This window comes from Roseinatronobacter sp. S2, from assembly GCF_029581395.1.
Lineage (GTDB): Bacteria > Pseudomonadota > Alphaproteobacteria > Rhodobacterales > Rhodobacteraceae > Roseinatronobacter.
In genome coordinates this window covers 564855-585760 of sequence record NZ_CP121115.1, presented here as the reverse complement: position 1 = coordinate 585760, position 20906 = coordinate 564855, and the positions used below count along the sequence as shown (strand labels likewise).

The 20906-nt window shown below is 59.8% G+C and carries 21 protein-coding genes and 2 pseudogenes; 16 read left to right on the top strand and 7 right to left on the bottom strand.

From position 1 onward, the window contains the following. The first annotated feature begins 5 nt into the window (after positions 1 to 5). Both P8S53_RS19505 and P8S53_RS21485 read left to right on the top strand, forming a co-directional pair. Positions 6 to 1115, top strand: coding sequence for an ABC transporter ATP-binding protein (locus tag P8S53_RS19505; RefSeq protein ID WP_277806970.1), 1110 nt, complete (start codon positions 6 to 8; stop codon positions 1113 to 1115). 464 nt (positions 1116 to 1579) lie between these two features. Beyond that, entirely contained in the window at positions 1580 to 1810 is a 231-nt protein-coding gene (locus tag P8S53_RS21485) for a transposase (protein ID WP_373418546.1), read from the top strand. Positions 1811 to 2143: 333 nt separating this feature from the next. On the opposite strand, the gene P8S53_RS19500 is transcribed toward P8S53_RS21485, so the two are convergent. Further along, positions 2144 to 2779, bottom strand: coding sequence for a substrate-binding domain-containing protein (locus P8S53_RS19500; RefSeq protein ID WP_277806969.1), 636 nt, complete (start codon positions 2777 to 2779; stop codon positions 2144 to 2146). Between the two features lie 511 nt (positions 2780 to 3290). Between P8S53_RS19500 and P8S53_RS21365 the strand changes: the two genes are divergently transcribed. From P8S53_RS21365 to P8S53_RS19465, 10 genes and pseudogenes are all read left to right on the top strand, one after another. After that, positions 3291 to 3434: a hypothetical protein gene (locus P8S53_RS21365; RefSeq protein WP_306417964.1), complete on the top strand. Its 144-nt coding sequence runs from the start codon at positions 3291 to 3293 to the stop codon at positions 3432 to 3434. Between the two features lie 51 nt (positions 3435 to 3485). Continuing rightward, positions 3486 to 4292, top strand: a complete 807-nt coding sequence (locus P8S53_RS19495; RefSeq protein ID WP_373418545.1) for a TRAP transporter substrate-binding protein — start codon at positions 3486 to 3488, stop codon at positions 4290 to 4292. Positions 4293 to 4436: 144 nt separating this feature from the next. Beyond that, the gene (locus P8S53_RS19490; RefSeq protein WP_373418544.1) at positions 4437 to 4652 is read left to right on the top strand and encodes a TRAP transporter small permease; all 216 of its coding nucleotides are present in this window, start codon (positions 4437 to 4439) and stop codon (positions 4650 to 4652) included. Between the two features lie 9 nt (positions 4653 to 4661). Further along, positions 4662 to 4832 carry a hypothetical protein gene (locus P8S53_RS19485; protein ID WP_277806968.1) on the top strand — a complete coding sequence of 57 codons (171 nt, stop codon included), beginning with the start codon at positions 4662 to 4664 and terminating at the stop codon, positions 4830 to 4832. Positions 4833 to 4932: 100 nt separating this feature from the next. Continuing rightward, positions 4933 to 5547: a TRAP transporter large permease subunit gene (locus P8S53_RS21360; RefSeq protein ID WP_306417963.1), complete on the top strand. Its 615-nt coding sequence runs from the start codon at positions 4933 to 4935 to the stop codon at positions 5545 to 5547. Continuing rightward, a complete protein-coding gene (locus P8S53_RS21355) occupies positions 5531 to 5896 on the top strand; it encodes a TRAP transporter large permease subunit (protein WP_306417962.1) in 366 nt (121 codons plus the stop codon). Before P8S53_RS21360 ends, P8S53_RS21355 begins: the two co-directional genes overlap by 17 nt. 5 nt (positions 5897 to 5901) lie before the next feature. After that, a pseudogene (locus P8S53_RS19475) lies at positions 5902 to 6147 on the top strand (VOC family protein); the annotation flags it as partial. Between the two features lie 98 nt (positions 6148 to 6245). Then, on the top strand, positions 6246 to 7427 hold the full coding sequence (locus P8S53_RS19470) for a four-carbon acid sugar kinase family protein (protein ID WP_373418543.1): 1182 nt from the start codon (positions 6246 to 6248) through the stop codon (positions 7425 to 7427). Then, on the top strand, positions 7318 to 7563 hold the full coding sequence (locus tag P8S53_RS21480) for a nucleotide-binding domain containing protein (protein WP_373418542.1): 246 nt from the start codon (positions 7318 to 7320) through the stop codon (positions 7561 to 7563). The genes P8S53_RS19470 and P8S53_RS21480 overlap by 110 nt, the downstream gene beginning before the upstream one ends. Positions 7564 to 8002: 439 nt before the next feature. Then, positions 8003 to 8156: pseudogene (locus tag P8S53_RS19465) on the top strand (ISKra4 family transposase); the annotation flags it as partial. Between the two features lie 134 nt (positions 8157 to 8290). On the opposite strand, the gene P8S53_RS19460 reads toward P8S53_RS19465, so the two are convergent. From P8S53_RS19460 to P8S53_RS19435, 6 genes are all read right to left on the bottom strand, one after another. After that, positions 8291 to 9211, bottom strand: a complete 921-nt coding sequence (locus P8S53_RS19460) for a carbohydrate kinase family protein (protein ID WP_277806967.1) — start codon at positions 9209 to 9211, stop codon at positions 8291 to 8293. After that, entirely contained in the window at positions 9211 to 10263 is a 1053-nt protein-coding gene (locus tag P8S53_RS19455; RefSeq protein ID WP_277806966.1) for an ABC transporter ATP-binding protein, read from the bottom strand. The genes P8S53_RS19460 and P8S53_RS19455 overlap by 1 nt, the downstream gene beginning before the upstream one ends. A gap of 2 nt (positions 10264 to 10265) precedes the next feature. Beyond that, positions 10266 to 11753, bottom strand: a complete 1488-nt coding sequence (gene argH, locus P8S53_RS19450; protein ID WP_277806965.1) for an argininosuccinate lyase — start codon at positions 11751 to 11753, stop codon at positions 10266 to 10268. Then, positions 11750 to 12628 (bottom strand): carbohydrate ABC transporter permease, encoded by an 879-nt coding sequence (locus tag P8S53_RS19445; RefSeq protein ID WP_373418541.1) that lies wholly within the window; start codon positions 12626 to 12628, stop codon positions 11750 to 11752. The genes argH and P8S53_RS19445 overlap by 4 nt, the downstream gene beginning before the upstream one ends. A 1-nt stretch (position 12629) precedes the next feature. Further along, positions 12630 to 13523 carry a carbohydrate ABC transporter permease gene (locus P8S53_RS19440; RefSeq protein WP_277806964.1) on the bottom strand — a complete coding sequence of 298 codons (894 nt, stop codon included), beginning with the start codon at positions 13521 to 13523 and terminating at the stop codon, positions 12630 to 12632. A gap of 196 nt (positions 13524 to 13719) precedes the next feature. Further along, positions 13720 to 14976: an extracellular solute-binding protein gene (locus P8S53_RS19435; RefSeq protein WP_277806963.1), complete on the bottom strand. Its 1257-nt coding sequence runs from the start codon at positions 14974 to 14976 to the stop codon at positions 13720 to 13722. A 156-nt stretch (positions 14977 to 15132) separates the two neighbouring features. Here P8S53_RS19435 and P8S53_RS19430 point away from each other — a divergent pair, with 156 nt between their 5' ends. The 4 genes from P8S53_RS19430 to P8S53_RS19415 all read left to right on the top strand — a co-directional run bounded on the left by P8S53_RS19430 (position 15133) and on the right by P8S53_RS19415 (position 20424). After that, a complete protein-coding gene (locus P8S53_RS19430) occupies positions 15133 to 16347 on the top strand; it encodes an ROK family transcriptional regulator (protein ID WP_277806962.1) in 1215 nt (404 codons plus the stop codon). Between the two features lie 76 nt (positions 16348 to 16423). After that, positions 16424 to 18754 carry a PIG-L family deacetylase gene (locus P8S53_RS19425; protein WP_277806961.1) on the top strand — a complete coding sequence of 777 codons (2331 nt, stop codon included), beginning with the start codon at positions 16424 to 16426 and terminating at the stop codon, positions 18752 to 18754. Next, the gene (locus P8S53_RS19420; RefSeq protein ID WP_277806960.1) at positions 18755 to 19639 is read left to right on the top strand and encodes a DMT family transporter; all 885 of its coding nucleotides are present in this window, start codon (positions 18755 to 18757) and stop codon (positions 19637 to 19639) included. It begins immediately after the preceding gene. Between the two features lie 131 nt (positions 19640 to 19770). After that, positions 19771 to 20424 carry a cysteine dioxygenase family protein gene (locus P8S53_RS19415; protein WP_277806959.1) on the top strand — a complete coding sequence of 218 codons (654 nt, stop codon included), beginning with the start codon at positions 19771 to 19773 and terminating at the stop codon, positions 20422 to 20424. Positions 20425 to 20906: the final 482 nt, after the last annotated feature.

The following is a 20906-nucleotide window of genomic DNA, read 5'->3' as shown; positions in this document are numbered from 1 at the left end:
TCACCATGGCCGACATCAGCCTTAGAAAGATTGTGAAGGATTATGGCGGGATCCGCGCAATCCATGGTGTCGATCTTTCGGTGAATGACGGGGAGTTTGTGGCCTTTGTCGGTCCTTCGGGATGCGGGAAGTCCACCATGCTGCGGATGATCGCGGGCCTGGAGGAGATTTCGGGCGGCACATTGCGGATCGGTGGGCGGGTGGTCAACGAAGTGGAACCCCGCGGGCGCGATGTGGCAATGGTGTTTCAGGATTATGCGCTGTATCCACACATGACAATCCGCGAAAATATCGGTTTCGGGCTGAAGATGCGCGGCTGGAAAGCTGCCGACATCGCGCCGCAGGTCGAAAACGCCGCGCGTATTTTGCAGATTGGTGATTACCTTGACCGCAAGCCGGGGCAGTTGTCGGGTGGTCAGCGGCAGCGTGTCGCCATGGGCAGGGCCATTGTGCGCGAACCCTCGGTATTTCTGTTCGATGAACCGCTAAGTAATCTTGACGCCAAGCTGCGGGTCGAAATGCGCACCCAGATCAAACGCCTTCATGCCATGTTGGGCACCACCACTGTCTATGTCACCCATGACCAGACCGAAGCGATGACGCTGGCAGACCGGGTCGTGGTCCTGCGCGGTGGCCATATCGTCCAGGAAGGCCCGCCGATGGAACTATACAGCCAGCCAAATTGCCGTTTCGTGGGTGAATTCATCGGATCGCCCAAGATGAACGTGTTGTCGGGCACACTCGACCGCTCTGGCGACGGGCCCTGTCTGCGAGTTGGCGACACCGCTGTGCAGATTGGCGAAATATCCGCACCGGATGGTGCCCGGATCGACATAGGTGTCCGCCCCGAGCACCTGATCTGGGCAGAGGCAGAAACCGCCAAGATCAGCCCGGTGGTCGAGGTATTTGAACCGCTGGGGTCCGACACGATGGCCATCTGTCGCTTCGCGGACCACGAAATCTCGGCCCGTCTGGCACCTGATATTCCGTTGCGGCGGGACCAACCTATCCACCTGACCTATGACGCCGCAAATTTGCATTACTTCGATGGCGAAAGTGGCAAGCGGTTGTCGCCTGGCCCATTCAGCAGTTCTGCCGCAAACTGTTTGGCGTGACTATCGCAAGACGAGAAAAGTCAGCGCGAATTTTCATCGGTAGCAGGCGCGCCTTGTCAATCGGCATTCAAAACTGGGCTTAACACAAGTTTGGTGCAGTTCTGGCAGGGTTTTCTAACCCCATATCACAAGGCGGAGCACATCGAAATTGTTGGTAACACGATAAGGGCGCACTCCCGTGCAACGAAAGCTGCGGCAGCGTGTCCGCGCCGTAGCATGGTTTCACACCACGCACACAGCCAATATCATCGTCAGCCTGCCGACCTTCCGGCGCAGCGTTCAACACACGACGGAGGTAAAGAACGCCAGCGCCGCGCCGGACAGGCCCCGCCATCGGGGGCTGAAAAATTTACGCACGCAAGACGTCCCGCCTGACCATTGGTCGGAATCACCTGGGCAAAGCCGACGCTATGCGCGTGGCAAGGATCGAAGACTGACTGACCACTTCAAGGACATAATCCGAAATGCGCGCAGCGATATGCTGGAAAGCATGGCAGGGCGCAGCGGAGGAAAGCCCACCCGGTGCCTTTGCCCATGGGTTTCGGCGCAATCAGGACGCGGTCGCCGCAGCCCTGCGGGAACCGTGCTCGAACGGGCAAACCGAGGGGCAGATCAACCGCCTCAATACGCTCAATCCCCAGATGTATGGACGCGCCAACATCGACTTGTTCAGAGCCCGGCTCATTGCAACCTGACTGAAAGGTGCCAAAAATTGAATCAGACCCGAATTTGAGCGCCGAAAACATCTGTGCCAAGGGTGATTCAACTGCGTCGTCCAGGGCTACGGACAGATGTTCGAATTGCGCGATGTCAATATCCCCGATGCTGGCCGCGCCGCCGATGGGAAGGGTGGTGCCCAGCCGACTCCAAGGCCCGCATAGGTGCAGATAAGGGTGCCCCCTAGTCTGAACGTTCCTACCATGGCCATTGCAAGCAGCAAGCCACCCGTCCCGCGGCAGACGGGGAATTATACCATCGCACAGATTTGGGCAGAACCAAAGAAGTTGACTTCAAAGGCAACTGTTACGCTAGACGGGGGGCAGGTTCTCGGCCAAGTAGATTTCTACTGGCATTACGGCCTGTTCGTGCGGCTGCCCCATGGCCAGCGCCAGCGCGCGCTCTATGATGCGTTCGGGCGCCTGTGTCAGAACTGCATCCATCGTGCCGTCGATAAGCATGGCGCGGGTGTCAGGTGTCAATCCATGGCCAATGAAGCTGACTTCCCCCGCACATCCGGCATCACGCAATGCGCGGCCAAAACCATCAGAAGCGCCGCCGACATTATAAATCCCAGCAAGGTCAGGGTGATCGGCAAGCAGGCGGCGGGTATGTAGGTAATTCTCGTCGCGGTTGTCATGGCCTTCGGCAGCGGCAATAACACGCGTGCCGGGCACGCGGGAATCGATCAGGCTTAGAAAGCCCATTTCGCGTTCCAGATGTGCGCGGTATGCCCAACTGGCGGCAATAAGCGCCAGCGACCCGGGGCGGTGAGGATTAAACCGACACAAGAGTTGCGCCGCAGTTCTTCCCGCACTGAAGCTGTCAATACCAACAAAGGCATCGCGGCTGTCGGCGGGCAAATCTGAAATGGTGGTGATGACTGTCTTGCCTTGATCACGCAAGCGGGCGGCGGCCTCGCGCACTTGCGGATGGTCAATCGCCATGGACACCACGGTGTCGGCGCGCGACCCTTGTGTTTTAATAGTGCTTCGGACAGTGCGTCGGGGTTGAAACTCTCGATGAACAGACTCTGAACCCGCAGCCGCCCACCACGGGTGGGAATGGCGCGGGCCCGTTGGTTGAGTTGGTTAAGATATGGGTTGCCGCCACGCGGCAGCAAAAAGACCACCTTGACCGGTCGCTCCTCGCGAAGGGCTTGGACATCTTGGGGCCGCAAATATCCCAGCGCCACTGCGGCGTCGGGGACCCGCGCAATCGTGGCGGCGCGCACCCCTGCGCGGCGATTCAGCACCCGGTCCACAGTGGCCATGGAGACCCCGGCGGAGCGTGCGACATCATCGATCAGCGGTCGTTCAGACATGTAAACCCTCAAAAACCATCATTCAAATCTCGTTGTCAGGGGAACGACTGAAGCGTAATAGCCAACAAATGCAGATAGGATGGCAAGGCTAATATCCCGACCCATCATTTTGCATCAAAATGGAGGAGGACACCATGAAAACGCAAGCGAAACGCAGCCTTGGTATATCCGGGCTGGTTCTGGGACTGATATTGGGTACAACGGCCACCGCACAAGATGTGGTCTGGCGCTACGGCCACATGAACGCCCCCAATTCCGTTGCCGGATTGGAGGCCTAATGGCTGGCAGAGGCAATCGCCGAGGAAACCGGAGGAGCGGTTTCGATTCAGGTGTTTCCTTCGTCACAACTCGGGCAGCTACGGGAACTGGCCGAAGGGGTTTCCACCGGTGTCATCGCCCTTGCGCACAATACCGCAGGTGCGATGGGTGCCCTGCACCCACGCTTCGCCGCTTTTGACACACCCTATCTTTATCGCGATGTCGAACACCTGATGGCGGCCATGGCCAGCGACTCCCCGGTCATGCAGGAACTGAACGCGGGGCTGATCGAGGCCGCTGGGGTGCGTGTGCTTTATGCCTATTACTTTGGCACCCGCAATCTGACCGCCAATCGTGCTGTGACCACCCCCGAGGATCTGTCCGGTGTGCGTATCCGGGCCATTCCCTTCCCGATCTACATGGCTGCGGTCGAGGGGATGGGCGCTGTTCCCGTGCCGGTGGACTGGGCCGAAGTCCCGACCGCATTGGCGACCGGTGTGGTGGACGGACAGGAAAATCCCCTAAATGTGGTCGTTTCGCACAACCTTCAGGATGTGCAAAGTCACCTGATGTTGACCACCCATATCACCGCCGCTCAGGTCATTATTATTAACGAGGACGCGTGGCAGGCACTCGGAGAGGAGCAACAGGCGCAGGTGCGGGCAGCGGCCGAACAGGTGCACGAGCGCGCAAGCGCCGCACTTCTGGAGGCCGAGGAAGGCGATCTTCAAACCTTGCGTGATGCGGGCATGACCGCCATTGGCCCCGAAGACGGGCAGGATGTCGAAACGTTCCGCACTTCGGTGAATGCACTGGCCCAGACCCGCTTCGCCGAGCAGTTCGGCACGCTGTATGAACAGATCGACGCAATCCGATAAGGCCTGTTGCAATGAGCGCTTCTCCCCATTCCCGGCCCCCCTGACGCTGTTGAACGCGGCCTGACCGCGCTGACACTGGGCTGTTTCTGGCTTGCCGTAGGGCTTTTGCTTGCGATCAGCGCGTTGGTGGCCGGGCAGGTGATTATGCGCAACATCTTTGCGCAGGGATTGCCATGGGCGGATGAACTGGCGCGGTTCTTCGGAATCGCACTGGTCTTCATAGGTGCGCCGCATTTGGCACGGCAAGGCCAGCACATCGCAGTTGACCTGTTTCAGGCACTGTTGCCCAAGCTTGCCCGACGGGTCGCGCTATGGCTTGTCAAACTGACGATGCTGACTTTCAGCGGGGTAATGGTTTGAGGGTTTGTCTTGTTTCTGCGTCGCTCTGCACAGTTTGTCACGCCCGCGCTGGGAATGCCAAATCTGTGGTTCTACATGCCTGCCGCGTTTGGAATGGGACTGATGGGACTGGTTGCGCTATGGCGGTTAACGGCGGTGCTGCGCGGACGACTTGACCTTCTGGAGGAATCCGTAGCATGAGCGTGATGGTGCTTGTCCTTTTCGCCCTTGCACTGGTGCTTGGCGTGCCGGTTTCGGTGTCGCTGGCCTTTCCGCCGCGTTAACGATCTGGTGGTTCGACTTGCCTTTGTCGATACTGGCGCCGCGCACCGTCAACGGGCTGAATTCTTCGCCACTTCTGGCGGTGCCGCTGTTTATTTTCGCCGCCAGCCTGCTTGGTGCCAGCGGTGTGACCACCCATTTGTTCGCACTGATGCGCATGATAGTGGGCCGGATTCGCGGTGGTATGGCGCACGTCAATGTTCTGGTAAGTCTTATCTTTTCAGAAATGTCAGGCGCGGCGCTGGCCGATATCGGTGCCCTTGGTGCGATCCAGATCCGCATGATGCAGGCGCAGGGCTACGCGCGCCGGTTTGCAGCCGGTGTCACCATTGCTGCCGTCACGATCGGACCCATCTTTCCACCCTCGTTTCCGTTGGTCATCTTCGCCTCTGCCGCCGAGGTTCCGGCGATCAAGGTCTTGTTGGCAGGGGTGGTCCCCGCGCTGGTCGTGACTGCTGCACTGATGGTTCAGATCGGGGTAATCGCATGGCGGAAGGATCTTGTGCGTGAAACTGTGCTTGCCACTACAAACATTCTTCTGATCGTTTCGACTGCCGCACTTTTTGCATGGGTGGCTGACTATGGATCGCGTGCCTGCCACCGCTGGCGCCTGGCTGTTGGAACTGTCGGCTAACCCGCTTGTTCTTCTGTTTGTCCTTAATTTCGTGTTGTTGGTCGTGGGCATGGTCCTGGAGGCGATTGTGGCCATCCTGATCATCGCCCCCATCGTGACCCCTGCCATGATGGCCGCACGGGTGGTGCCCAAACAACTGAGCTTGGTGTTTGTACTTAACCTGATGATCGGCCTGCTGACCCCACCAATCGGGATGAGTCTTTACATGATTTCCATCGTCAGCCGCGAAAGCGTGCCGCTGGTCGTCCGGGGGGTGGCACCCTTCTACATTCCACTTTTCGCAGCACTGGCGCTGGTGACGGTCTTTCCGTCACTGTCGACATGGCTGCCCAATCTCGCAATGAGGTAATATCAATGCGCAGGTTCTTGGGGCCTATCCGGCAGATGGGCTATGTTGTGCCCGATATCGAGGCTGCCATGCACTGGTCGTCAGAGGAAATGGGTATCGGCCCTTTCTTCTACAACCCGCGTGTCCCGATTGAGGACTACCAGTATGACGGCCAGCCCCACGATGTGAAGAATTCGGTCGCGCTGGCCAATGCCGGGTCTATTCAGGTCGAACTGATCCAGACCCGCAATGACGCACCGTCAATGTATCGTGTCGCAACGGGTGCATCGGACCCTATTTCCGCGCCGAGGTGGAAATCGCCTATCCCGAGGAGAATGTTGGCACGAACCTTCCTACGCTGGCCGCCACCGTGGCGGGCAACCTTTATGATCTGGGAGAGGTGACCGGGCTGAAACTTCTGGATGGCACGCTGACGCCCGAATACCGCGCGGGGTTTGCCCTGCCCGCATTGGGGACAGGCGGCACCCGCGCGACGCTTGGGGTCAGTGACCGGCCACTTTTCGGCACGATCTTCAAACCCAATATCGGACTCAGCCCCATTGAAACCGCCGATCTGGTCGAGGCTCTGGCCGAGGCTGGTGTGGATTTCATCAAGGACGACGTAATTCTGGCTAATCCACCTGTGGCACCGCTGGCCCTGCGCGTGCCTGCGGTGATGGACCGACTGCGTCGCTATCAGGACCGGACCGGAAGGCGCGCGACGATGGCGTTCAACATTTCCGACGAAAGCGATGCGATGCGCCGCCACGCCGATCTTGTGGGATTGCAGGCATTTGGCATTGCAACGGCATCGCGCAGCCTGCCCTCTGCCACGCTGAAGGCCGAAGCTGCCCGCTTGGGGCGGGAACTGGCAGTCTTGGCGGGTCAGGTGCCGCTTGGACCAGTTCATCTGAAGGTCTGTTCAACCTTCGACAGCGCCGTTGAAATTGGCAAGTTTGTACGGGCTGCACAGGCGTTGGCGCAGGCGCTGGAGTTAAACCGTATCGTGGTGCTGGGTGGTCAACCCTCGCTTGGGCGGCATTGCGTATTTGGCACGCTTTTCGCAGTTGCGTCCGACGGAGCGGTGCACCGGATTGATCGTCATCCTGTGATGGCCAAGCACCCGGTCACACCCATGGCAGAAGCCGATCTGACGCGCCACCTGCGCGCGCTAGGCTTGGGATCGATAGAACTACACGCCTTGCCCACGTTGCGCACAGGACAGCAGTTGCCAGCCAATTGCGGGGCTGTCTTGTGTGATGCCCTGGAAGAGACGGACATTTCGCGGCTGGGCACGCTGTTTCGCGATCAGACAGACCTGTTGTTGGTCGGTGCCAGCAGTGTGGCAGAAGCTTTGGCAGGACCACCTACTCCCGCTCCGGCGGTGTGTCGTCCATGTCACGGGCCGATCCTTGCATTTGCAGGAAGTCGCTCTGGCATCTGTGATAACAAAGGTCCGGCCCGGCGCGCTGGTGATTGCAGGCGGGGACACGTCATCGGTTACGATGCGGAAGCTTGCCCCGCATGCACTGGATTACGCGGGGGCGGTTGAACCCGGCATCGCACTTTGTTTTGCAAGCTTTGTCGGAACGCACACGGTTCTGCCGGTTGTCCTGAAGGGGTGCCAAATGGGACAGATCGATCTTTTCGACCGACTGCATAACGCTGTTCTGCCACGCGTAAGTTGAAGCCCTCCGTGCATCATTAAGATATTGGCCGGTAATCCGAAGTGCTTCGGGCCATTGCTTGTTGATTGCCACCGGGTATTGATGAGGTGGTTCCCCCCTTCCCGACGGAATTGCAATTTGCGAAGGCAATGTCGGTCACATCACAGCAAAGAGCAAGTATTCAAGGATCAAGCTACCCTCATTTGCGTAGCGTGGCCCTTGAGACGGGAGTGCGCAAAACGGGGGGCGCATCATGAACTCTGTGTGTCTTGGCTGGCCCATGCCGGTTTCAGATAAAGTTACGCATTGGCGCGTTCTCGAACATGATGGCTACTTGGCCCCAAACCAGAGAGTTTCGGCCGCATAGCGAACAATGCCCAAAGCCCGCTGCGGGGAATTCAAAAAACCGTCCTTTGGGATCAAATCGAGGAAAGACCTGACGCAATCAGGACTCACCGTCGATGAAAGTGCTGCACCAACACCGCTGACCGTAGTTCTCGACGGTGCCCGGATCCCGTGTCGGCCAGACTACCAACGCCGTCACCTTGATGTCGTGGGGGAAAGATCGAAAGCCCCTATCAAGTCGCCGTTTCGGGTTGGTTGCCAAAGGCGCGTGCGCCATCGCAGTTACAAAAGCCGCCGCCCTCCACGGTCTGCTTGCGGTCTGATGATACAAATGTAGTATCACCCCCAAGTTTTGCCCACTCCCACAGCACGCAGATGCGTGGCGCATACAGTTTCCGGTCAGCTATTCGGCGGCGCGGCGGGACGTGTGGCGCAAGGGCACCAACGCGCCAAGCCCCCGCGCGCCACCGTGGCGTCCAAGGGCCGCCGCCGCCACCGCATGTCCTGCATCAAGGCATTCGGGCAGCGGGCGCCGCGCCAGCCATGCGTCGATGAAGCCTGCGTTAAAGGCGTCGCCCGCGCCGACAGTATCGACGACATGCGCAGCGCGGGCCGGGCGCTGCACCATTTTCCCGCCTGACAGCGCATATGCGCCCCGCGCGCCGTCCTTTACCACCACAAGCGGTGCGTGAACGGCAAGAGGTGCGTGGCGCGCCAAGGCTTCGGCCTCGGATGCATTGGGCAGGAACACATCAACCCCTGTCAGAAGTGCCGGAAGATCGGCGCGTTCCAGCACCGCTGCATCCCACGAGCAATCACACGAAACCGTCATCCCCGCCGCCTTTGCCGCGCGCACAAGCGCCGGATACTCGGCCAGCGTTGCCAGTTCGCCCAGATGCAGATGCCCATAGCCTGCCTGACCCAGCGCTTCGTCCAGTCCTGTTGGCAGGGCAGGTCCGGCACGGCGGGTCAGAAAAGCGCGGTCGTCATTCATTATCATGGCGACGGTAATCTGCGGATCGACGCCCTTTGGGGATGGCCTGCACAGGCTGAGTTCAAGCCCCGCCGTGGCCAGTTCATCGTGCAGTGCCGCCCCGAAAGGTTCGGCAGGAAGATACGCGGCAAGCCCTGCCACCCGGCCAAGCGCCGCACAATATGCCGCTGTGATATAGGCCCCGCCGCCGGCCGCGAGTGTCAGCGCACCGGCATAGACCTCTCGCCCTGGATTAGGCATCACTGGCAGATCTGACATGACCAGATCGCAATACAATCGACCGGCACACAGAATCGCGCCTGTCCGGTATGATGCCGCCGCCAAACGCATCAGCTGATCGCCTTTCCGTTCTGGTCAAACAGATGCATGTTCGCCAAATCCGCCACCAGATCGACATGCGCGCCCAGTTTCGGCGGCGTTCGCCCCGACGCCTTGGCGATCACCTCATACCCGTTGCCAATATCCACATAGGCCAGCGTTTCGGTACCCAAGGGTTCCAGCACATTGATGGTACCGGAAAACAGCCCCGGCGTTTCACTGACGATCAGATCATCAGGGCGGATGCCAACTGTCAGCGCGCTGCCATCCGGAAGATTCAGGTCAGCCGTCATCTGCTGCCCGGCCAGATGCAGCCGCCCGCCCTGCCATCGTGCATCCAGCATGTTCATCGACGGGGCGCCGATGAACTGCGCGACAAAGGTGTTGGCAGGCCTGTGGAACACTTCGGCGGGGGTGCCGATCTGCTGGATATGGCCATCTTTCATGATCACGATCCGGTCGGCCATGGTCATCGCTTCGACCTGATCATGGGTCACAAAAATAATCGTGTTGCCAACACGCTGGTGCAGCTTCTTGATCTCCAGCCGCATCTGGGTGCGCAACTGCGCATCAAGGTTCGAAAGCGGTTCGTCGAACAGGAACACCGACGGGTCGCGCACCATTGCGCGCCCTATTGCCACACGCTGCCGCTGCCCCCCCGAAAGTTGCGCAGGCTTGCGTTCCAGATAGTCCGTCATCGACAGAAGGCCCGCCACCTCGTCAATGCGCTTTTCCTTGTCGGCTTTGGACATCTTGGACGTACGCAGACCAAACCCGATATTCTTGCGCACAGTCAGATGGGGGTAGATCGCATAATTCTGAAACACCATGGCGATGTTGCGCTGCTTGGGTTCAAGATGGTTCACCACCTTGTCACCGATCAGGATCTCGCCTGATGTGACTTCTTCCAGCCCCGCGATCATGCGAAGGGTCGTGGATTTTCCGCAACCTGAGGGGCCGACGAACACGACAAATTCACCGTTGGCGACATCGAGATTGATCGAATGCAGCACTTCGGTCTTGCCATAGGCCTTGACCAGATTGCGTAGGGTAACTGTGGCCATGTCTATTCCTCGGTCAGGCGGCGAAAGGCGGCATCGCGGGCGCTTTCGGCAGTTGTAATACAGGCAAGGCGGGCGGCCTGAACCGCGCGCAGTCTGTCAAGGACTCTCGTATAGCCTGCAAGCGCTGCATTCATCGGCGCGGGCGCAGGCCCGCCAAAGCGGGTGCGGGCGGCGACAAAATGCGCGGGGCTGACGGCCGTTGAAAACGCATCAGCGTCAAGCATGGGTGTGCGACCTATTTCAGCCTCGAAAGCACCAAAGAACGCGGCATAGCCCGCGCCCAGCGGCTGGCCTGCCTTGATAACCGCACGCGCGGTCAGCGCGGCAACTTCATGCGCCTGCCGGAAACTCAACCCTTCGACGCGCACCAGAGTATCGGCCAGTTCGGTGACAGTGACGCAGGCGGCATCCATATTCGCAGCAACGCGGTCAGCGCGCACCCGACAGGCCGGGATCAGCGCGCAGAGCAACGACAGAACGCGCGCACCGCTGTCAAATGCGGCGTAACCCGCGACCTGCACCTCGCCCTCGGAATCGTTCATGTCAGTGAAGGGGGTGTTGTGCATTGTGTTCACCACCGCGTCGCAGCGCCCGACTGTCATGCTGGCCAGATGGCGCAGATGCTCTATCGGTACGGGATTGCGTTTCTGCGGCATGATCGAGGAAACCTGCACGAAACTGTTGGGCACATATAGCTGGCCGACCTCGAATGCGGTCCAGAACTGCAAATCCTGTAGCACGCGCCCCAGATGCAGGAAGATCAGCTTCATCGCCGAATAGAGGCCGGTGACATAATCCACCGCCGCAATGCAGCCATACGCGTTTTCCAGCGGTCCGGTAAAACCCAGCAATTCGGCCATGCGATGGCGGTCGATGGGAAAACCGCTGGTGGTGATCGCGGCAGCCCCCATGGGGCAATGATCCAGTGCGCTGCACGCCGCATCCAGCCGCGCCAGATCCCGCAGCAGCACCTCGATCACCGCACCCAGATAATGCCCCCATGTGGTAGGTTGCGCAGGCTGGCCGTGGGTATAGGCCACGATCAACGTATCGCGTTCGCGCCGCGCTGTGGCAACCAGCGCATCCGTCAGCGCAATGGCCTGCGACATGAACGCATCGACCCGGTCCCGCAGCGCCATCTTGAACACGGTATGGTCCATGTCGTTGCGGGACCGTGCCGTGTGCAGCGCGCCCGCGACATCAGGGCCAAGTCGGCGCTTCAGTTCGGATTCGACCAGAAAGAAGTAATCTTCATGCTCTCCGGTATAAGTCAGCGATGGAACATCCACTTCGGCATCGATAGCGGTCAGCGCACGGGCCAATGCGCCGGCGGTGTCCTGGGCCAAGATGCCGGTTTCTGACAGCATCACCAGATGGGCGCGGTTGATCGCCTGTATATGGGTTGCATAATGCGCCTTGGCCCCTTCGAACAAGGGCGCAAGCACCGTTTCTTGATAGACCGGATCGGGAAAACGGGTGGTATCACTCATCCTTTCAGCCCTGCCATCGCCACGCCCCGGATGATATAGCGCTGGAACACAAGGAACACGATCAGCGTGGGGATTGTGGCAAGCGCCGCGCCGGTCATGATCAGTTCCCATTGCACCGATTGCTCGACCGAGAAAGTTGTCAGCCCCACGGGCAGCGTATAAAGGGCTTGATCGGTTGTCACGATCAACGGCCAGATGAATGCCGTCCAGTTGCCAAGGAAAATGAAGATCGCCAGCGCCGACAATGCCGGGGTCACCAGTGGCATCGCCACAGACCACCAGATCTGGAATTCATTCAACCCGTCAATGCGCGCGGCTTCCAGAAAATCATCGGGGACAGTTTCAAAAAACTGCTTCATCAGAAACGTGCCGAAGGCCGTCATAAGACCCGGAAACATGATGCCCCAATAGGTATCCAGCCAACCGAAATGAAGCGACATCATATACCATGGCAGGATCAGCATCTCGGTCGGGATCATTAAGGTCGACAGGATCGCAATGAAGATAAGATAACGCCCCCGAAACCGGAATTTGCATAGCGTGTAGCCCACAAGTGCGTCGAAAAACACGGCCGAGATGGTTGTAACGATCGCGATCACCAGCGAGTTGACGAACCACTTTATGAAACGCCCGTCTGCAAGCACATAAAGGTAGTTCTCAAAGGTGGGTTCGCGCGGAATGATGTTCAGATCGAACATCTCATGCGGGTATTTCATCGAGGCTGACAGCATGTAGACGATCGGCATCACCATCACGACCGCGCCCATGAACAGCAGCGTCCAGCGTATAATCTGCACCGGATCGCGCGGGGGCTTGTATGTGGTGGACTGGCGCATCAACGCATCGGCGGACGCCCGTATTTGTGTATCACTCATCTCAACGGTCCCTCAGGATGCGCAGTTGAACCAGACTGACCACCAACAGCACAGTGAACAGCACCACTGTCTGTGCGGCGGCATAGCCCATCGAGTAGCTTGAAAACGCGGTCTGATAGATCATCATAACCAGCGGCATTGTGGAATTAAGCGGCCCGCCGGGGTCATTCGTTGTCATATTGAAGACCTGATCGAAGATGCGCAAAAAGCCGATTGACGAAAACACCACCAGAAACACGATGGTCGGTTTCAGCAGTGGCAATGTAATCTCTCGCAGGATTGTCCAGTTCGACACGCCATCAATGCGCGCAGCCTCGTAATAACTAACGGGGATTGCCCGCAATCCGGCCATGAAGATGATGATCTGAAACCCAAGCCCTGCCCAGATCGCGGGCGCCAGAACCGATGGCAGCGCATTGCTGGTCGAGTTCAGGAACCTGACCTGGCCGATCCCCACGCTTGACAGGATGTTGTTGAACAGCCCAATGGGAACCGGTTGGTAGAACCAGCGCCAGACCCAGGCCATCGCAACCGCCGTGGTCAGGAAGGGCAGGAAATAAAGCGCTCTTAATGTGCCATGCAGAAAACGCGTCTTGTCCAGATTATAGGCGATGACAAAACTGATCACCAGCGAGATTGGCGTGCCAAGGATCAGATACATGAAGGTATTGCGAAACACCTTCCAGAACACCGGATCGCCCCAAAGCCGCACATAGTTGTCCAGCCCCGCCCAAGACCGTGCGCCAAGCAGATTCCAGTTCTGAAAACTCAGCACCATTGCATCTGCGGTCGGGTAAAAGCGGATCACAACATAGAAAAATATGGGCAAGGTCAGAAACGCCCACGCCCAGACTGTGCGCTTGCGTTCGATCGACAGGCGGCTGTAAAGGTTCATCAGCATGTCTCCGCTTTATAGTTTCCCGGTCCGCAGCACGGATGACGGAACGGTACGTGGACAGGCACCTGTTTTCAGGTTTTCCGGCGACAGGCCGCCTTCAGCACAATCCAGCTGTGCCAGTCAGACCCAAATCAGGTGTGATCCGGGGCGCGCGCTGAATACGCGCGCGCCAGAATTGCACCTTTCGCACAGGTCAGTTGCCGCCAAGCCGGTCAATGATTTCCTGTTCGGCTTCCTGCGCTACCATTAGGCTATCAGCGGGGGACATACCTTCCAGCAAAACACGCTGCACGGCATCCATAAGGACCTGACGCTGCGCCGTTTCATCCAGAAAGAGCGTCGTTTGCGCTGTGGCCAAGCCTTCAATGAACGGGCCGTAGACCGGGTTGGAAAGGTTTTCTTCGGTTAATGCGACCGAAGGACGGGCCGGAAGCTCGCCCACCACATCAAGCCAGAGTTGCATCGCCTCTTCCGAGGTGACGAACTCCATGAATTTGACCGCCGCTTCCTTGCGTTCACCCTGAGCGCGGTTTGTAATCGCGTTAACCCAGTAGCTGCCGTAATTTGCGGTCACACCATCTGCGCTGGCCGGAAGTGCCGCAACCCCCCAATCCAACCCGCGCGTCCCCTCAAGCGCGCCAATCCGGAACGAGCCGTCGATATGCAACCCCGCACGCCCGGCGCGGAACGCCGCCTGTGGCTCATCCATGAAACCTGACTGGCTCACACCTTCTGTCGCTTCCAGCCCGGTATAGAACTCGAAAGCTGCCACACCCTCGGGGGTAGCGTAATTCACGGTGCGGTAGTTATCCAGATAGGGTTCGGCACCGAATTGACGGGTCAGAACTTCTCGGAACCAGTGATGGTCTTGCGCGTTCATGCCCGATGTGATGCCGACCTGGGTGATGTTGCCTGACCCGTCACGCACAGTCATGGCACGCGCCATGTCGACCATTTCTTCCAGCGTTTCAGGTGGAGAGTCGAACCCGGCAGCAGACATCAGGCGGGTGTTGTAGAACAGTGCAAGCGAACGCACGGCCGTAGGCAGCGCCATATATGCACCATCACGCTTCATCGCGGCGACCATAGGGAAGAACTCTTCCTCGATCATCTCTGGCGAGAAAACGTCGGTCGGCAGAGGTTGCACAAGACCCTCGTCCACATAGGCGTCCAGCCAGCCATAGAAAAGCTGCATCACATCCGGCCCCTGCCCCGCAGGAATCGCTGCCGCAAGGCGCGTTCGGTAATCGGCAAGCGGAAAGGTCGAGTGCCGGACGGTAATTCCCGGGTTCTCTTCCTGGAATCGCTCTATCAGGGTATCCATCGCCTGAACGCGCGTGTCGAAGATATATTGCCAGTATTCAATCTCGACGGCACTGACGGCTTGTGCCGAGATCAGTGTAGCAACGCTCGTGGTCAGGCCAAGCGCCATTTTTCTCATGGATTTCATGTGTCTTCCTCTCCTATCGCTTGGGCGCATTTGGCCCGGTGGCTTGGGGTTCCCTTGAGTGGCGCATGCCCGGGACCTCTTGTTTTCTGAAGTTGAGTGTTGACGGCTTCGCTGCAAAGATCAATACTTAATTCAAATCTTTTGAGTTAAGATACCATGCCGCCGCGCCAGATCCAGATTGCCGGCACGAATGCCGAACGCACCAAAGCCCATAACCGGCGGGTGGTGTTGGGCTATGTCCAGCTGAGCGATGGCGCGGGCCGGGCCGAGATCGCCCGCTCCAGCGGGTTGAGTACGCAGACAGTATCGAACCTGATCGCAGAGCTGGAACAGGACAGGCTGGTCGTCCCCGCCGGACGCAGGCGTTCAGCGCGCGGGCAACCACCTGTGCTTTATACGTTCAACCCTGCTGGCGCTGCGGCACTTGGCTTCGAGGTTCGCCCCGACGCGCTGCTTGCTGCGCTGACAGATCTTGCCGGCGCCGTGCTGTGGCAGGCACAGCGCCCATTGCCAGCATCTGACCCGGAAACCGTGTTTGCCCTGATGGCAGAAATGGCAGCGCAGGCGCAGGCGCAATGTGAAGTGCCCGTGCTGGGGGCGGGGTTGGTGCTGCCCGGCCCCTTTGGTGTCGAGGGATTGAGTGCTGCGGGCGCAACCGTTCTGACAGGCTGGCAGGGTTTGGATGACGCCGCAGCGCAGGCAGCACAGGCGCTCGAACTGCCGGTGATCGTGGAAAAGGACGCAACCGCCGCTGCAATCGGCGAGGCAATGCTTGGTGCCGCGCAAGGGCTGGATACCTTTTGCTATCTCTACTTTGGCGCTGGCCTCGGCCTTGGCGTGATCGCGCAGGGCCAGCCGATGCGCGGTGCCTTTGGAAACGCAGGCGAAATCGGCCATGTCATCGTCGTGCCGGACGGGTTGCCCTGCGACTGTGGCAATACCGGGTGCCTGGAGCAATATACCAGCCGCATGGCATTGCGCCGCCATCTGGCCGCGCGCGGGCTGCTGTCACCTGACACGCCCCCTGGCGGCGGGCAGACCGACGCGGTGGCAGCGCGCCTTCTGGCCGTTGAGGATCCCGCACTTGATACATGGCTGAACGAGGCTGCGCGCCTGCTGGCACCGGTGATTGGCACGCTCGAAAATCTGTTTGACCCCGAAGCCGTCGTGCTGGGCGGTGCGCTGCCCGACCGATTGCTGCACGATCTGATTGCGCGCCTTGATCTGCCGCGCGGGTCTGTCGCGCACCGAAAGGGGCGCCCCCGACCGCGTGTTCTGCGTGGGGCCTCGGGGCGGATGACTGGCGCGCTCGGCGGCGCAGCGCTGGTGATCCACGATACCGTTACACCACGACTGGACGCTGCGCCGTGACGCCCGCGAAAACATCCGCTTCGTCAAGGCGACGCAAGGCCAGCTCACAACTTACAGAAAGGTAATCTCAGTGCCGATGTCAGATTCCGCTAGGCTCCTTGCACAGCGCACCGAACCCGAAGCGCTGATGCTGTGGCGCGCGCTGCAACCTCTCAGGGGCATCGTGCGTTTCATGAATACTGGTGCGCATCCCGATGATGAAACCAGCGGAATGCTTGCGGCGCTGACATACCGCGACGGACTGTCGATTTCCTATGCGTGCTCGACACGGGGCGAAGGCGGCCAGAATGATATCGGGCGCGAAGCAGGTGCCGTTCTTGGAACACTGCGCACTGCGGAAATGGCGCGCGCCTGTGATGTGCTGGGCATGACGATGCACTGGCTGTCGGAAAGCCCCGAGGATACGATCACCGATTTCGGGTTTTCCAAATCCGGCGTTGAGACACTGGCCAAATGGGGTCACACACGCACCCTGCGTCGCTTTGCCGAAGTCATCCGTACTGACCGTCCCGATATTATCTGCCCGACTTTTCTGGATATTCCGGGCCAACACGGCCACCACCGCGCCATGACACAGGCCGCGCATGAGGTGATCACGGCCGCCGCCGACCCGAATTTCGAGGCCGAAGGTAGGCCGTGGCAGGTGTCCAAACTGTATCTGCCAGGATGGTCTGGTGCGGGAACGGCATATGACGACGATCAGCCCCCCCCACCCGAGACAGTGCGTATCGCCGGTCATGGGCGTGAGCCGCTTTCAGGCTGGACATGGGCCGAGATCGGCCAGCATTCGCGTGTCCTTCATGCAACGCAGGGGATGGGGCGCTGGGTCGGCCCGGCCGAAGGGCCTGGCTGGCCGCTGCATCTGGCGATCAGCACGGTTGGTGATGACACAGGCGCGATTACCGACAATCTGCCCGACAGCTTTGCCGCCATTGCCCCCCGCGTGCGCGCTTGCGCCGAACTTGATGCGGCGCTTGCAGAAACTGTCGCAGCTTTTCCCGACCGGGCAGGTATACTCGCTGGTGCCGGGCGCGCGCTGGTGGCGTTGCGTGCAGCGCGGGCGGCCTGCCCGCCCGATTTGACCGATGTGCTGGAGCACCGCCTTCGCCTGAAGGAAGCACAGCTTGCCCGCGTGATCCGTCTTGCCGCAGGCATTCGGGCCGAAGCACGCCTTGATTCCAACCACGCACGCCCCGGCGGACAAGTCGGTGCGCGGCTATCGCTACACGCGCCACAGGGGCCGGTGACAGCGCGGCTGGACTGGGCCATACCGGATGGCTGGCGGGCTAGGGATGACGCGTTGCACCTGCCGCCGGACGCGCAAGCCGCCGATCCCTACCCTGTGTTGCACCAGCCCGACGGTCCTTGCGGTCCGGTAAACATGACCCTGACGATGACCCTTTCGGGGCAAGAAGTGACAGCACATCTGCCGCTGGAATCCCCCTTGCTGGTGCTGCCCGCAACGCTTGCCGAAATCACGCCGCAGGCCATTTTCGTGAACGCGCGCGATCCCCGTGCGACGCCACTTCGTCTAAGCGATGGCGCGACCATCAACCTGCCCAGTGGCTGGGCATGCGAGACGGCAGAGGGTGGCCTGACACTTACCCCACCGCCCTTGCCAGTGCCGGAATTGTCCCGTCTTGCCGTGACCGTCGCGGGCAACCCCGCCGAGGTGGCCACGCATATATCATATCCCCACACTGGCCCGCTTCTGCATCGTGCCCCCGCCGTGTTGCGGCTACGGGTTGCCGATGTGGCGCTTGCGTCGGCGCGCATAGGTTATGTCGGTGGCGGCAATGACCGCGCCGATCACTGGATGCAGGCGATGGGCGCAGATGTGACCGTACTGAACCCGTCTGCGTTAACATCCGGCATGCTTGCAGGACTCGACACGCTTGTTGTCGGCATATTCGCCATGAAAACAGTGCCGAAGCTTGCAGGATTCATGCAGGTCGTAAAGGGATGGGTCGCCGGTGGCGGCACCTTGCTGACGCTCTATCATCGGCCGTGGGACAACTGGAATCCCGACACGATTCCGCCCGCGCGGCTGGAAGTGGGGCAGCCATCGCTGCGCTGGCGCGTCACCGATGAAACGGCGACAGTGACGCATCTTGCCCCTGATCATCCGGTGCTGACCGGTCCCAACCCCATCAGTCCCGACGATTGGGGCGGCTGGGTCAAGGAACGGGGGCTATATTTTGCCAAAAGCTGGGATATCGCCTATACACCCTTGCTGGAAATGGCGGACCCTGAAGAGGCCCCGCATCGCGGCGCGCTGTTGTCGGCCGAAATCGGTGCCGGCCGCCACACCCATTGCGCCCTGATCGTGCATCTGCAAATGGAAGCGCTGGTTCCGGGGGCGTTCCGGCTGATGGCGAACATGATCGCGCCGCGCAGGCGGGACTGAATGACGCCCATTCCCCGCCCCGGACCCGGCCCGCCCCCCCTGCCTGACCCCGCGCCCCAACGCAACAATCTGCGCGGGGCGGCATGGCTGCTGGCCGATATGGGGCTGAACATCTGGGCGCTTGCCATCGTCAAGGCGATGGGTACCGATTTTCCCGCCATACAGATCGTGTGCATCCGGGCGCTGACCGGGCTTGTGCTGCTGTCCCCCTTCCTGTGGCGGGGACGGGCCGAATTGCGCACCAGCCAGCCGGGACTGCACGCGCTGCGCGTCGCGTTATCGGCCACGGCCATCGTGACGAGTTTCTATGCCGTTGCGCGATTGCCACTGGCCTTGTTCACAGCGATCAGCTTCACCCGCCCGCTGATCATGATGGCGATGGCCGCGCTGTTGCTGCGCGAGGTGGTGCGACCGGCACATTGGCTGGCGGGCATGGTTGGGCTGGCAGGTGTGCTGGTGGCGGTGCAACCGGGGGAAATAGCAGTCAATTCCGGCCTTTGGGCGTTGATGGTCACAATTTTCGCAGGGACCGGCGCAATCATCGTGACCCGCAAGATGCGGGAGGAATCCGCGCTGGTGATGATGCTTGCCTACACCGGAGGAATTGGCGCAGTCACCGCGTTGCCCGCCGCGCTGACATGGCAAGAGCCGGGCACACTATGGCCTGTTCTGCTGCTGATCGGGGCTTTCGCTCAGGCTGCACAATATTGCTTTCTGCGCGCCCATTACTGGGGTGACTCCGGCGTGCTGGGACCGCTTGGCTACAGCTCGCTCGTCCTGTCGACTGCTGTCGGGTATTTCTTTTTCGCCGAAGTGCCAACGCTCCACATGCTTGCGGGCGCAGCGATCATTATTGTCGCGACGCTGGCAGTGACGCGGCGATGACCAGTGCAACGCAGTGTCGGACCGGCATCAGGCTGCGCCGCCACGCTAACTTTACAAAAGCCCTATGAATGAATTGCGGATCAGGTCAGTATAGCACGGCGTTTGTGCTGCCAGGATTGGGAGACAGGACTATGAACAAAACCTTCCTTCACGAGGACATCTCTTCCCCGGCAGTCGCCGCTGGTGACACACGCTTCATCAATTTTGCGCGGGCCTGCACCCTGGCCGTTGATCATGATGACACGCAAGCAAGGGTTGCCGATCTGACGCACGCTTTCGTCGCGGACTGGAGGATGCCGGATTCGCGGTTTCTACAACTTCAGAAAGACGCGCCTTACGCGTCATACCTGCTGTACCTGTCCGAGGCTGCGGATCTTTGCATCGTTCTTGACGTATTCATGACCCAACAAGCGGCCATTGCCCATAATCACCTGTGTTGGTGTGTGTTCTCGTGTCTGGAAGGTGTCGAACGCGAATATCTGTACAAGGTGCCTGATGATCTGTCTGCGGCCCCTGTCGAGATACTGTCACGCCTGCGCAAACCTGGCGAAGTAACCATGGCAGATGCCGCACCCGGCGCGTTTCATCAAGTCGAATGCGCACAAGGAGATATGGCAGTCAGCCTTCATATTTATGGCGCGGATATTGGCCGCCTCCAGCGCCATATGTGGAACAGGACAGACGCGGAATATGTCCAGTTTCGCAGTGATTATTCGAATAGCGTGGTCGGCCTGCCTGCATATTTGTCCACAAAAGATGTCGCCAAGGACGCACGCCAGGCATGACCAACGAGCGGATCGGCCTATCTCTGAACCGAAAGGGGATTCCCATTTTGGGCTTGGTGTGATGCGCAATCCATGCTGGTGAGGGAGGGCTGCCGTAGTGTCGCCGCGCGGTTTGGCGTTTCTTCGTCGCACGGGGTGAAGTGGGCGCAGTGCAAACCGGGTCTGTTACCCCCGCAAAGAGGGGCGGCTATCGCCGGCCCATTCTTGAACTGCACCGGGTCTGTCTTCTGGATCAGGTGCGCGCCTGCCCGCACATCACGCTGACTATGCGTCGGAATGCTCTGTTCAGGAACAGGGAAAGGCTACAAATCCGGCACTTGGTCAACAAAACCTACAGCGCCCCGACTGTGATATGCCGCGATCTTACCCTATGCGAATTTCCGTTCAGTAAAAAAACTGAACATCTTTCCTGTCCCACTATCGACCATTCCATTCACTTGAGCTAGAAAGTTAATGAAATCCAGATGCTGCCCATTTCAGGC